The 13621-nt window shown below is 68.2% G+C and carries 12 protein-coding genes; all 12 read right to left on the bottom strand.

Features of this window, described 5'->3' with window-relative positions; all coding sequences use genetic code 11:
• Positions 1-10: 10 nt before the first annotated feature.
• Positions 11-850, bottom strand: a complete 840-nt coding sequence (gene rplB, locus ABZ808_RS16755) for a 50S ribosomal protein L2 (protein WP_088950237.1) — start codon at positions 848-850, stop codon at positions 11-13.
• Between the two features lie 12 nt (positions 851-862).
• Positions 863-1165 carry a 50S ribosomal protein L23 gene (gene rplW, locus ABZ808_RS16750; protein ID WP_007465304.1) on the bottom strand — a complete coding sequence of 101 codons (303 nt, stop codon included), beginning with the start codon at positions 1163-1165 and terminating at the stop codon, positions 863-865.
• The gene (rplD, locus tag ABZ808_RS16745) at positions 1162-1812 is read right to left on the bottom strand and encodes a 50S ribosomal protein L4 (RefSeq protein ID WP_053653946.1); all 651 of its coding nucleotides are present in this window, start codon (positions 1810-1812) and stop codon (positions 1162-1164) included. The genes rplW and rplD overlap by 4 nt, the downstream gene beginning before the upstream one ends.
• Positions 1809-2474, bottom strand: coding sequence for a 50S ribosomal protein L3 (rplC, locus tag ABZ808_RS16740; protein ID WP_357006876.1), 666 nt, complete (start codon positions 2472-2474; stop codon positions 1809-1811). The genes rplD and rplC overlap by 4 nt, the downstream gene beginning before the upstream one ends.
• 11 nt (positions 2475-2485) lie before the next feature.
• Positions 2486-2794 carry a 30S ribosomal protein S10 gene (gene rpsJ, locus ABZ808_RS16735; protein ID WP_007073037.1) on the bottom strand — a complete coding sequence of 103 codons (309 nt, stop codon included), beginning with the start codon at positions 2792-2794 and terminating at the stop codon, positions 2486-2488.
• Positions 2795-3144: 350 nt separating this feature from the next.
• The gene (gene tuf, locus ABZ808_RS16730; RefSeq protein ID WP_357006873.1) at positions 3145-4338 is read right to left on the bottom strand and encodes an elongation factor Tu; all 1194 of its coding nucleotides are present in this window, start codon (positions 4336-4338) and stop codon (positions 3145-3147) included.
• 214 nt (positions 4339-4552) lie between these two features.
• Positions 4553-6649: an elongation factor G gene (gene fusA / locus ABZ808_RS16725; protein ID WP_357006871.1), complete on the bottom strand. Its 2097-nt coding sequence runs from the start codon at positions 6647-6649 to the stop codon at positions 4553-4555.
• Positions 6650-6725: 76 nt separating this feature from the next.
• Complete coding sequence (gene rpsG / locus ABZ808_RS16720; RefSeq protein WP_007465317.1) at positions 6726-7196, bottom strand: 30S ribosomal protein S7; 471 nt, start codon at positions 7194-7196, stop codon at positions 6726-6728.
• A 1-nt stretch (position 7197) separates the two neighbouring features.
• Positions 7198-7572 (bottom strand): 30S ribosomal protein S12, encoded by a 375-nt coding sequence (gene rpsL / locus ABZ808_RS16715; protein WP_014440718.1) that lies wholly within the window; start codon positions 7570-7572, stop codon positions 7198-7200.
• 510 nt (positions 7573-8082) lie between these two features.
• Positions 8083-8454, bottom strand: a complete 372-nt coding sequence (locus ABZ808_RS16710; RefSeq protein ID WP_357008164.1) for a hypothetical protein — start codon at positions 8452-8454, stop codon at positions 8083-8085.
• 683 nt (positions 8455-9137) lie between these two features.
• Positions 9138-9506, bottom strand: coding sequence for a hypothetical protein (locus ABZ808_RS16705; protein ID WP_357006868.1), 369 nt, complete (start codon positions 9504-9506; stop codon positions 9138-9140).
• A 93-nt stretch (positions 9507-9599) separates the two neighbouring features.
• On the bottom strand, positions 9600-13493 hold the full coding sequence (locus ABZ808_RS16700; RefSeq protein ID WP_357006865.1) for a DNA-directed RNA polymerase subunit beta': 3894 nt from the start codon (positions 13491-13493) through the stop codon (positions 9600-9602).
• Between the last annotated feature and the right edge of the window lie 128 nt (positions 13494-13621).

The following is a 13621-nucleotide window of genomic DNA, read 5'->3' as shown; positions in this document are numbered from 1 at the left end:
CTTATCTCCCTCAGCCGCGCTTACGCGTGGCGTAGCGGCGGCGGACGATCAGCCGGTCACTCGGCTGGCCCTTACGGCGGGTGCGGCCCTCGGGCTTACCCTGCGGGTTGACCGGGTGACGACCACCAGAGGTCTTACCCTCACCACCACCGTGCGGGTGGTCGACCGGGTTCATGGCGACACCACGGACGGTCGGGCGCTTGCCCTTCCACCGCATACGGCCGGCCTTGCCCCAGTTGATGTTCGACTGGTCGGCGTTGCCGATCTCGCCGACGCTGGCGCGGCAGCGCACGTCCACACGCCGGATCTCGCCGGACGGCATACGCAGGGTCGCGTACGCGCCCTCACGGCCGAGCAGCTGGATGCCGACGCCGGCGGAACGGGCCAGCTTGGCCCCGCCACCCGGACGCAGCTCCACGTTGTGGATCGTGGTACCGACCGGGATGTTGCGCAGCGGCAGGTTGTTACCCGGCTTGATGTCGGCGCCCGGACCGGACTCGACGCGGTCGCCCTGCTTCATGTCCTTCGGCGCGATGATGTACCGCTTCTCGCCGTCGGCGTAGTGCAGCAGCGCGATACGCGCCGTGCGGTTCGGGTCGTACTCGATGTGAGCGACCTTCGCCGGCACGCCGTCCTTGTCGACCCGCTTGAAGTCGATCAGACGGTACTGGCGCTTGTGGCCGCCACCGTGGTGCCGCGTGGTGATCCGGCCGTGGGCGTTACGCCCGCCCTTCTTCGGCAGCGGAGCCAGCAGCGACTTCTCCGGCGTGGACCGGGTGATCTCGGCGAAGTCGGCAACGCTGGAGCCGCGTCGGCCCGGCGTCGTCGGCTTGTACTTACGGATAGCCATTGTCTACACCCCTCAGCTGACCGGGCCGCCGAAGGCCTCGATACGGTCACCGTCAGCCAGCTTCACGATCGCCCGCTTGGTCGCCTTGCGCTGACCGAAGCCGGTCTTGGTGCGCTTGCGCTTCCCTTGGCGGTTGAGCGTGTTGACCGTCAGGACGCGGACGTTGAAGATCTGCTGGATAGCGATCTTGATCTCGGTCTTGTTCGCGTCCGGGTGCACCAGGAAGGTGTACCAGTTCCGGTTCAGCTCGCTGTAGCTCTTCTCCGAGACGACCGGCGCCACGATGATGTCGCGCGGGTCGGCGATCGTGCTCACTTGCCACCCTCCTCGGTGGTCTCGGCGGGCACGCCCAGGAACTCGTCCAGGGCGTCCTTGGTGAAGACCACGTCGTCGGCCACCAGCACGTCGTACGTGTTCAGCTGGCCGGACTCGATCAGGTGCACCCGCGGCTCGTTGCGCAGCGACACCCAGTTCAGCTCGTCGGTGCTGCTCAGCACGACGAGAACCCGACGGGCCTCGGTGAGCTTGGTCAGCGTGGCCAGGGCCGCCTTGGTCGACGGCTTCTCGCCCGAGACGAACGCCTCGACAACGTGCACCTGCCCGGCGCGGGCCCGGTCGGAGAGGGCACCCCGCAGCGCGGCGGCCTTCATCTTCTTCGGGGTCCGCTGGCTGTAGTCGCGCGGCACGGGACCGTGCACCACGCCACCGCCGGCGAACTGCGGCGCGCGGATCGAGCCCTGCCGGGCGCGACCGGTGCCCTTCTGCTTGTACGGCTTCTTGCCGCCGCCGGCGACCTCACCGCGGGTCTTGGTCTTGTGCGTGCCCTGTCGGGCCGCCGCGAGCTGGGCCACCACGACCTGGTGCATCAGCGCGACGTTGGCCTGCACGTCGAAGATGTCAGCCGGCAGCTCGACGGAGCCGCTGGTGCTGCCTTCGACGGTGCGTACGTCAACGGTGGTCACTTGGCCGCACCGCCCTTCTTCACCTTGCTCTTGGCCGCGGTACGGACCAGAACCAGCGCGCCCTTGGGGCCAGGAATGGCACCACGGACGAGCAGGAGGTTGTTCTCGGTGTCGACCGCCTGGACGGTGAGGTTCTGCACGGTGTAGCGCACGCCACCCATGCGGCCGGCCATCCGGGTGCCCTTGAAGACACGACCCGGGGTGGCGCAGGCGCCGATGGAGCCGGGCGAGCGGTGCTTGCGCTCGACACCGTGGCCAGCGCCCAGACCGTGGAAGCCGTGCCGCTTCATCGGGCCGGCGTAGCCCTTGCCCTTGGTCTTGCCGGTGACGTCGATGGTGACGCCGGCCGGGAACTCCTCGACCGTGACCTCCTGGCCGAGCGAGTACTCGCTGGCGTCCTTGGTGCGCAGCTCGACGATGTGCCGGCGCGGCGCCACGTCCGCCTTCGCGTAGTGCCCGCTGATCGGCTTCTTGACCTTGCGCGGGTCGATGGTGCCGTAGGCCAGCTGGACCGCGGAGTAACCGTCCTTCTCGGCGCTACGAACCTGGCTGATGACGCACGGGCCGGCCTCGACCACGGTCACGGGAACAACCTTGTTGTTGTCCCAGACCTGGGTCATGCCGAGCTTGGCGCCCAGGATCCCCTTGACTTGCCTGTCCATTTGTCCGGTCCCTACAGCTTGATCTCGATGTCGACGCCAGCCGGCAGGTCGAGGCGCATGAGCGAGTCGACCGTCTTCGGGGTCGGGTCGATGATGTCGATCAGCCGCTTGTGCGTGCGCATCTCGAAGTGCTCGCGCGAGTCCTTGTACTTGTGCGGCGAGCGGATAACGCAGAAACGGTTGATCTCCGTGGGCAGCGGCACCGGGCCCGCGACCTGCGCCCCGGTGCGCGTCACCGTCTCGACGATCTTCCGAGCCGAGGAGTCGACGACCTCGTGGTCATAGGCCTTGAGCCGGATGCGGATCTTCTGTCCCGCCATGGTGGCTTCTGTTCCTTCTCTCGATGCCGCTGTGTTGCGGGCGCCTGTACCGGCTGGCACAGGCCCACTTCGCCGACCCCCGCGGTCGGGCGTGTCGCGCCCTCGGGCCGGGCTCCGCCCCGTGGTTCCGGAGTGGTGCTGACCGCGCGGTGGGTCAAGGCGCCGATCGCATTACCGCGACCTGAACGCCGTGCGAGGGTGGTTGGCGACTGGGCCGCCAACCACCCCACGCTCGACTGTCTCGCCACCCGGAGGTTCAGCGGAAGCCGAACACAGGCGACGAACTGTCGTTACGCAACCTGACTAGTATGCCGCACGACCGGCGGCGGGTCTAATCGGGGTTACCTAGTTCACTTGATGATCTTGTTGACGAACCCGGCGCCGACGGTACGGCCACCCTCGCGGATCGCGAACTTGAGGTTGTCTTCCATGGCGATGGGCTGGATCAGCTTCACCGACATGGTGGTGTTGTCGCCCGGCATGACCATCTCGGTGCCCTCGGGGAGGGTGACGACACCGGTGACGTCCGTGGTCCGGAAGTAGAACTGCGGGCGGTAGTTCTGGAAGAACGGGGTGTGCCGGCCGCCCTCCTCCTTGGAGAGGATGTAGACCGTCGCCTCGAACTCCGTGTGCGGGGTGGTGGTGCCCGGCTTCACGACGACCATGCCGCGCTCGACGTCCTCGCGCTTGGTGCCACGCAGCAGCAGGCCGACGTTCTCGCCTGCGCGGGCGTCGTCCAGGGTCTTCCGGAACATCTCGATCGCGGTGACCTTGGTCTTGAAGCCCTTCTCGCGGATGCCGACAACCTCGACGTCCTCGTTCGGGAGCAGCACGCCACGCTCGACACGACCGGTGACGACGGTGCCACGACCGGTGATCGTGAACACGTCCTCGACGGGCATGAGGAACGGCTTCTCGGTCTCGCGCTCCGGCTGCGGAATCGCGGTGTCGACCGCGTTCATCAGCTCGAGCAGCTTCTCGGTCCAGACCGGGTCGCCCTCGAGCGCCTTCAGCGCGGAGACCTGGACGACCGGAAGGTCGTCACCCGGGTACTCCTGCGAGGAGAGCAGCTCACGGACCTCGAGCTCGACGAGCTCCAGGAGCTCCTCGTCATCGACCATGTCGCTCTTGTTGAGCGCCACGACGATGTACGGCACGCCAACCTGACGGGCCAGCAGCACGTGCTCGCGGGTCTGCGGCATCGGACCGTCGGTCGCCGCGACCACCAGGATCGCGCCGTCCATCTGCGCGGCACCGGTGATCATGTTCTTGATGTAGTCCGCGTGGCCGGGGCAGTCGACGTGCGCGTAGTGCCGCGCCTCGGTCTGGTACTCGACGTGCGCGATCGAGATCGTGATACCGCGGGCCTTCTCCTCCGGCGCCTTGTCGATCTCGTCGAACGGCGTGTAAGGGTTCAGGTCGGGGTACTGGTCGTGCAGGACCTTCGTGATGGCCGCCGTCAGCGTCGTCTTACCGTGGTCGATGTGACCAATGGTGCCGATGTTGACGTGCGGCTTAGTCCGCTCGAACTTCGCCTTCGCCACTGGTGTCCTCCTGTGGACTTCTTGGTTCGTACGCCCGGCGCGCCGGTCGGCGCTTAGGACTCTGTCGACAGCCTTTCCGGCCTGACGGCCGGAGAGCTTTTGTGGGTTCTGCGGCGATGAAGCCTACAGGCCCGGTCTCACGCGATCCGATCGTGGTGGCCGCGGGCGGGTGAAAAACACCCGCGACCGACCACGAATCACCTGCTCGGGGAAGTTACTCGCCCGTAGCCTTCGCGATGATCTCCTTCGCGACGCTCTGCGGAACCTCGGCGTAGGAGTCGAACTGCATGCTGTAGCTAGCCCGGCCCTGGGTCTTCGACCGCAGGTCGCCGACGTAGCCGAACATCTCCGACAACGGCACCAGAGCCCTCACGATGCGGGCGCCGCTGCGCTCCTCCATCGCCTGGATGATGCCGCGACGGGAGTTGAGGTCGCCGATGACGTCACCCATGTTCTCCTCAGGAGTGGTGACCTCAACGGCCATCATCGGCTCGAGCAGTGCGGGGTCGGCCTTGCGGGCCGCCTCCTTCATCACCATCGAGCCGGCGATCTTGAATGCCATTTCCGAGGAGTCGACCTCGTGGTACTGGCCGTCCAGCAGCGTCAGCTTCACACCGACGAGCGGGAAGCCCGCCAGGATGCCGTACTGCAGGGCGTCCTGGGCACCGGCGTCGACGGACGGGATGAACTCCCGCGGGACGCGACCACCGGTGACGGCGTTGGCGAACTCGTAGGTCGGCGACTCGTTGTCCAGCGGCAGCGGCTCGACGCTCACGATCACGCGGGCGTACTGGCCGGAACCACCGGTCTGCTTCTTGTGGGTGTACTCGATCTTCTCCACCTTGCGGCGGATCGTCTCGCGGTACGCCACCTGCGGCTTGCCGACGTTGGCCTCGACGTTGAACTCGCGGCGCATCCGGTCGACCAGGATGTCCAGGTGCAGCTCACCCATGCCGGAGATGACCGTCTGACCGGTCTCCTCGTCCAGGCGGACGCGGAAGGTCGGGTCCTCCTCGGCCAGCCGCTGGATTGCGGTGCCCAGCTTCTCCTGGTCGGACTTGGTCTTCGGCTCGATCGCCACCGAGATGACCGGCTCCGGGAACGTCATCGACTCCAGGATCACCGGGTTCGCCGGGTCGGAGAGCGTGTCGCCGGTGGTGGTCTGCTTGAGACCCTGCACCGCGATGATGTCGCCGGCCTGCGCCGACGGACGCTCTTCCCGCTTGTTGGCGTGCATCTGGTAGATCTTGCCGATCCGCTCCTTGCGGTCCTTGGTGGAGTTGACCACCTGGGAGCCGGAATCGAGCGTGCCGGAGTAGACCCGGACGTAGGTGAGCTTGCCGAGGTGCTTGTCCGTCTGGATCTTGAAGGCCAGGCCGGAGAAGGGCTCCGACTTCGAGGGCTTCCGCACCAGCGGGGTCTCACCGTCGGTGGCCGTACCCTCGATCGCCGGAACGTCCAGCGGCGACGGCAGGAAGTCGACCACGGCGTCGAGCATGGGCTGGACGCCCTTGTTCTTGAACGCCGAGCCGCAGAGCACCGGGTTGGCCTTGCCAGCGATGGTGGCACGCCGGATGGCGGCCTTGATCTCCTCGACGGAGACCTCCTCGCCTTCCAGGTACTTCTCCATCACCGCGTCGTCGACGTCGGCGAGGGTCTCCATCAGCTTCTCGCGCCACTCGGCTGCGGAGTCGGCCAGCTCGGCCGGGATCTCCTCGACCGCGTAGTCGTCACCCTTCTGGGTCTCGCCGCGCCAGGTGAGCGCACGCATGCCGATCAGGTCGACGACACCGATGTGGTCACCCTCGAGCCCGATCGGGATCTGGAGCACCAGCGGGGTGGCGTTCAGCCGGTCGATCATCATCTGCACGCAGCGGAAGAAGTCGGCGCCGGTCCGGTCGAGCTTGTTGACGAAGCACATGCGCGGGACGTTGTACTTGTCGGCCTGCCGCCAGACGTTCTCCGTCTGCGGCTCCACGCCGGCGACGCCGTCGTAAACCGCGACCGCACCATCCAGGACCCGCAGCGACCGCTCGACCTCGACCGTGAAGTCGACGTGACCGGGCGTGTCGATGATCTGGATCGTGTGGTCCTTCCACTCACACTTGGTAGCAGCGGAGGTGATGGTGATACCACGCTCCTGCTCCTGCTCCATCCAGTCCATGACGGCAGCGCCCTCGTGGACCTCACCGATCTTGTACGTGATGCCGGTGTAGAACAGGATCCGCTCGGTGGTGGTGGTCTTACCGGCATCGATGTGCGCCATGATGCCGATGTTGCGAACCTTGGCGAGCGCGTCTGCGGCGGCCACTTCAATCCCTACTTATCGTCGTCTCGACTCAACTGGTGGCGGTTCCGACGCCCCGTGGGGCGCCGGAACCAGGGTGTTACCAGCGGTAGTGCGCGAAGGCCTTGTTGGACTCGGCCATCTTGTGCGTGTCCTCGCGCCGCTTGACGGCGGCACCGAGGCCGTTGCTCGCGTCCAGCAGCTCGTTCATCAGCCGCTCGACCATGGTCTTCTCGCGCCGGGCGCGGGAGTACGTGACCAGCCAGCGCAGGCCCAGCGTGGTCGCCCGGGTCGGACGGACCTCGACCGGAACCTGGTAGGTGGCGCCACCGACACGACGGCTGCGCACCTCGAGGGTCGGCTTGACGTTGTCCATCGCCCGCTTGAGGGTGACGACCGGGTCGGTGCCGGACTTCTCGCGGCAGCCCTCGAGGGCCGCGTACACGATGGATTCGGCGAGCTGGCGCTTGCCGCGGAGCAGAATCTTGTTCACCAGCTGGGTGACCAGCGGCGAGTTGTACACCGGGTCAGCGACCAGCGGCCGCCGCGGAGCGGGTCCCTTACGCGGCATGTCAGCTCTTCTCCTTCTTGGCGCCGTAACGGCTGCGCGCCTGCTTGCGGTTGCGGACACCCTGGGTGTCCAGCGAGCCGCGGACGATCTTGTAGCGCACGCCGGGGAGGTCCTTCACCCGGCCGCCGCGAACGAGCACGATCGAGTGCTCCTGCAGGTTGTGACCGACGCCCGGGATGTAGGCGGTCACCTCGATCTGGCTGCTGAGCTTCACACGAGCGACCTTGCGCAGCGCCGAGTTCGGCTTCTTGGGGGTGGTGGTGTACACGCGGGTGCACACGCCGCGCCGCTGAGGGGAACCCTTCAGCGCCGGGGTCTTGGTCTTACTCGTCTTTGCCTGGCGGCCCTTTCGGACCAGCTGCTGGATCGTGGGCACCGGGTTTCTCCGCTCCCTTCGGCCGCTCTGTAGCGGCCGCGCCGTCTGCTCGTTAGCCGGCCTGATGACCGGCTCTCCTACATTCCGACCAGGGCCACCTTGCGGAGGCCCCGGCACCCGCGGTCGGGCGTGTCGCCCAGCTCACGGTCCCGGTGCGGACGCTTTCGCATGCGTACCGGGTTCTGTCACCGGCACGCGGGTCGCCCCGCCCCGGATCTCTGGCCTTGTCGTGCCGCCGTCCGGACTCCGGATCCAGCGCACGCACGAGTTGCCCGGGCACGCCCGGGCACAAGGGGAAAGAGTACCTACCACAGCCGCCCAGGTCAAAACGGAATGGCCCGGCGAACGTCTCACACTCGCCGGCCGGATCTCGCCCTGCCTCGTCGCCCGCGATGGGCACCTACGAATACAAGTGTACCGGCATCCCCGCCGGACCACCCGTCGCCCCCGGAGCGGGCACCGGAGACCTGGTGCGAGAGGTACACCGACCGGCTCGCGCAGTGATATGCCTCACGCGATGGTGAGCAGTAGCGCCAGGCCGAGCCCCACGAGGCTGAGCAGCGCCCCCGCCGCCCCGCAGCTGATCCCGGCCACCGCCAGGCCCCGACCGGTGAACCGCACCGCCGGCGGTGCGGCCGGCCGGCGGATCTGCCGCTGACCGAGCAGGCCCGCGACGGTCGCCGCCACCCCCGCCAGCACGCCCAGCACCGTGAACGCGCCGGACGCCCAGGCCCCGCCGTTGCCAGCGAAGGCCACCCCGAAACAGATCACCAGCAGTGCGACCAGGATCGAGGCGATCCCCGCCACCAGCGACCCGATGGCCAGCCCGGAGGTGACCGGCGGCACGTCCAGGTGCACCACGCCGAACGGCGTGCCGGGCACCGACTCCACCCGCTTCGGCGGCCGACGCTGGTCGTCGCTGGGCGGCGGCACGGGCCGCGCCGCCATCCCCCACCCCGGAGCCTGACCCGACGACGGCGGCTGCCCCCAACCCTGCGGCCCGCCGGGCCCGGGCTGAGGCTGGCCCCAACCCTGCGGCCCACCCGGCCCGGACTGAGGCTGGCCCCAACCCTGCGGCCCACCCGACCCGGACTGAGGCTGCCCCCAACCCTGCGGCGCCGATGCGCCGGAAACCGGATAGGGGTGGCCGGAGCCGGGCGCTGCCGCAGTACCCCAACCGGTTGGAGGCGCACCCCAATCGGACGGCGGCACCGATCGGGGATGTTCACCCCAGGTGGGCGACGGAGCCGCTTCACCCCAAGTGGGCGATGAGGCCGGTGGCGTGGTCTGGTCGGGCGGGGACGCTGGCGACGTACCCGGATCGGGGACGGCCGAGGACGAGCCAGGCTGCCCGGCCGGGTCGGGTCGCGCCCAGCCGCTCGGCTCGGAGGGTGCCGGGCCTGAGGCCGGCGCGCCAGGATGCCCGGCCGGCTCATCCGCCGGGGGCCGCGCCGGTTCCGTCACGAGGTCCTCCTGTCGACAGGGCCGCCGTCGCCGCGCGGCGGACACCGGCCAGGCTACCGCCGGGCGCGACGCCGCCCACGCCCGGCGCGACCGTGGCTGGATCAGTCCATGTTCGCCGGGTAGTCATGGCCGAACGGCATGCCGGACAACCGGACCACGCCGATCACCACGGCGACGACCACGCTGACCGCGACCAGCACCAGCCCGGTCCACGCCAACTGCTCACCGCGCCGTAGCCAGGCGCCGCCGGTCAGGAAGCCGCCCGAGGCGTACGCCTCCCGGCGGGCCTGCCGCGCCAACTGGAGCGCCACCGTCGCCGGCACCACCCCGCCGATGAACAGGCCGGTGAGCATGCCGAGCAGCCCCAACGCGAAGACCGCCCGCGCCTTCGTGGCGCGGGCCGGATCCGGATCCAGCGGGTGGCGCAGGCCCTGCTGCGCGACGGACACCTGCCCGGGTGCGGTCGTCATGCCTCCATCATGCCGAACCCGGTCCGCGGCCGGGGCGGTCCGGACGCGACGAGGCCCCCGGCAGGTGCCGGGGGCCTCGTCGTTGTCGGTGCTTTAGCGGTACGACCCGAAGTCGAAGTCGTCCAGCGGCACAGCCTGCCCGCTGGCCGGCCCGAACCCGTAGTCGGTCTCCGGGTAACCGGTCATCGAGTAGACCTTGGCCTTGGCCTCCTCGGTCGGCTCCACCCGGACGTTGCGGTACTTGCTGATGCCCGTACCGGCCGGGATGAGCTTACCGATGATCACGTTCTCCTTGAGGCCGACCAGCGAGTCGCTGCGCGAGTTGATCGCAGCGTCGGTCAGCACCCGGGTGGTCTCCTGGAAGGAGGCCGCGGAGAGCCAGGAGTCGGTGGCCAGCGAGGCCTTCGTGATACCCATCAGCACCGGACGGCCGGCGGCGGGCTCGCCACCCTCCGACACGAGCCGGCGGTTCTCCGACTCGAACAGCGCCCGGTCGACCAGCACACCCGGCAGGAACTCAGTCGAGCCGGAGTCGATGACCGTCACCCGCTTGAGCATCTGGCGAATGATGATCTCGATGTGCTTGTCGTGGATGAGCACGCCCTGCGAGCGGTAGACCTCCTGGACCTCACTGGTCAGGTGGACCTGGACCGCCCGCGGACCCATGATCCGCAGAAGCTCGTGCGGGTCGATGGTGCCCTCGGTCAGCTTCTCGCCGACCGCGACGTGACCGCCGTCGTGGGTACGCAGCCGCACCCGCTTGGAGATCTTGTCGTAGACGATCTCCTCGCTGCCGTCGTCCGGCACCACGATGATCTTCCGCGAGCGCTCGCCGTCCTCGATGCGGATCCGGCCGGGGGTGTCGGCGATGGGCGCCTTACCCTTCGGGACCCGGGCCTCGAAGATTTCCTGCACACGCGGCAGACCCTGGGTGATGTCCTCACCCGCGACACCACCGGTGTGGAAGGTACGCATCGTCAGCTGCGTACCGGGCTCACCGATCGACTGGGCGGCGATGATGCCGACCGCCTCGCCGACGTCCACGGTCTTGCCGGTCGGCAGCGAACGCCCGTAGCAGGCACCGCAGACACCCAGCTTCGACTCGCAGGTGAGCACGCTGCGCACCCGGACCGTCTCCACGCCAGCGGCGACGATCTTGTCGACGCCGATGGAGTTGATGTCCTGACCCCGCTCGGCGACGACGGTGCCGTCCGGCCCCTTGATGTCGTCGGCCAGGGTACGGGCGTGCACGCTGGTCTCGGCGTGCTCGTGCACGACCAGCTTGCCGCCCTCCAGACGCTCGCCGATCTGCATCGGGATCGCCCGGTCGGTGCCGCAGTCCTCCTCGCGGATGATCACGTCCTGCGAGACGTCCACCAGACGACGGGTCAGGTAACCCGAGTCGGCGGTCCGCAGCGCGGTGTCGGCGAGACCCTTACGGGCACCGTGCGTGGAGATGAAGTACTCCAGCACGGACAGACCCTCCCGGTAGCTGGCCTTGATCGGCCGCGGGATGATCTCACCCTTGGGGTTGGCCACCAGACCACGGATCGCCGCGATCTGCCGGAGCTGGAGCAGGTTACCGCGGGCACCCGAGTTGATCATCTTCCACAGTGGGTTCTCCTGCGGCAGCGCGGTGTCCATCTCCTTGGCGACCTCGTTGGTCGCCTTGGTCCAGATCTCGATGAGCTCGCCGCGACGCTCCTCGGCGGTCATCAGACCACGCTGGTACTGCTTGTCGATCCGGTCGGCTTCCTTCTCGTACTTCGCCAGGATCTCCGCCTTGCGCGGCGGAGCGATGACGTCCTCCATGCCGATCGTCACGCCGGACCAGGTGGCCCAGTGGAAGCCGGCCTCCTTGAGCCCGTCCAGGGTGGCCGCGAGGGCCACCTTGGGGAAGCGCTCGGCGAGGTCGTTGACGATCGCAGAGAGCTGACCCTTGCGGATCTCGTAGTTCACGAAGCGGTAGCCCTGCGGCAGCGTCTCGTTGAACAGCACCCGGCCCAGGGTGGTCTCCACGGTCAGCGGGTCACCCTCGACCCAGCCCTCCGGAGCGGTCCACTGCTCGGCACCGGCGCCGTTGTCGACCTCGGTCACGCCACGCAGGCGGATCTTCACCAGCGCCTGCAGGTGCAGCTCGCTGTTGTCGAACGCCATCCGCGCCTCGGCGTCCGAGCTGAATGCCCGACCCTCGCCCTTCTTCTCACCGGCGGTGAGGTGGGTGAGGTGGTAGAGACCGATGACCATGTCCTGGGTGGGCATGGTGACCGGCTTACCGTCGGCCGGCTTGAGGATGTTGTTCGACGACAGCATCAGGATCCGTGCCTCGGCCTGGGCCTCGGCGGACAGCGGCACGTGCACCGCCATCTGGTCACCGTCGAAGTCCGCGTTGAACGCGGTGCAGACCAGCGGGTGGATCTGGATGGCCTTGCCCTCGACCAGCTGCGGCTCGAAGGCCTGGATGCCCAGACGGTGCAGGGTCGGCGCCCGGTTGAGCAGCACCGGGTGCTCGCCGATGACCTCTTCCAGCACGTCCCACACGACCGGGCGCTGACGCTCGACCATCCGCTTGGCGGACTTGATGTTCTGCGCGTGGTTGAGGTCGACCAGCCGCTTCATCACGAACGGCTTGAACAGCTCCAGTGCCATCTGCTTGGGCAGACCGCACTGGTGCAGCTTGAGCTTCGGGCCGACCACGATGACCGAACGGCCGGAGTAGTCGACGCGCTTGCCCAGCAGGTTCTGGCGGAACCGGCCCTGCTTGCCCTTGAGCATGTCGGACAGCGACTTGAGCGGGCGGTTACCCGGACCGGTGACCGGCCGGCCGCGGCGGCCGTTGTCGAACAGCGCGTCGACGGCCTCCTGGAGCATCCGCTTCTCGTTGTTGACGATGATCTCGGGGGCACCGAGATCGATCAGCCGCTTGAGGCGGTTGTTCCGGTTGATCACGCGGCGGTACAGGTCGTTCAGGTCCGAGGTCGCGAACCGGCCACCGTCGAGCTGCACCATCGGGCGCAGGTCCGGCGGGATGACGGGGACGCAGTCCAGCACCATGCCGAGCGGCGAGTTGCGGGTGTTCAGGAACGCCGCCACGACCTTGAGCCGCTTGAGCGCCCGGATCTTCCGCTGACCCTTGCCGGACCGGATGGTCTCCCGCAGGCTCTCGGCCTCGGCGTCGAGGTCCATGTTCTGGACCAGCGCCTTGATCGCCTCGGCGCCCATCGAGCCGGTGAAGTACTCACCGAACCGGTCGCGCAGCTCGCGGTAGAGCAGCTCGTCGGTGACCAGCTGCTTCGGCTCCAGCTTGCGGAAGGTGTCCAGCACCTCGTCCAGGCGGTCGATCTCGCGCTGGGCCCGGTCGCGGATCTGGCGCATCTCGCGCTCTCCGCCCTCCTTGACCTTGCGCCGGACGTCCGCCTTGGCACCCTCGGCCTCCAGCTCGGCCAGGTCGGCCTCGAGCTTGGCGGCCCGCTTCTCGATCTCCGAGTCGCGGCTGTTCTCGGACTGCCGCTTCTCGGCCAGGATCTCGTTCTCGATCGTCGAGAGGTCACGGTGACGCGACTCCGCGTCCACGCTCGTCACGACGTACGAGGCGAAGTAGATGATCTTTTCGAGGTCCTTGGGGGCGAGGTCCAGCAGGTAACCCAGCCGGCTCGGCACGCCCTTGAAGTACCAGATGTGGGTCACGGGAGCGGCGAGCTCGATGTGCCCCATCCGCTCACGACGGACCTTGGAGCGAGTCACCTCGACGCCGCAGCGCTCACAGATGATGCCCTTGAACCGGACGCGCTTGTACTTACCGCAGTAGCACTCCCAGTCCCGCTGCGGACCGAAGATCTTCTCGCAGAAGAGCCCGTCCTTCTCCGGCTTCAGGGTGCGGTAGTTGATCGTCTCAGGCTTCTTGACCTCGCCGTGCGACCACTGACGGATGTCGTCGGCGGTGGCGAGACCAATGCGCAGCTCGTCGAAGAAGTTGACGTCGAGCACTATGTCCCCTATGTCGTCGTCTGTACTGCTAATTCTCGGGCGGGGTCGGGGGGGGGGGGGGCGGGCCCCCCCCCCCCCCCCCCCCCCCCGCCGCCCCCGCGCCCCGCGCGCCCGGGACCGGGGGAGGC

It is taken from the genome of Micromonospora sp. NPDC047527 (assembly GCF_040643015.1).
Classification (GTDB): domain Bacteria; phylum Actinomycetota; class Actinomycetes; order Mycobacteriales; family Micromonosporaceae; genus Micromonospora.
Note: the sequence above shows the minus strand (reverse complement) of the source record. Positions and strands in the feature narration are given on the sequence as shown.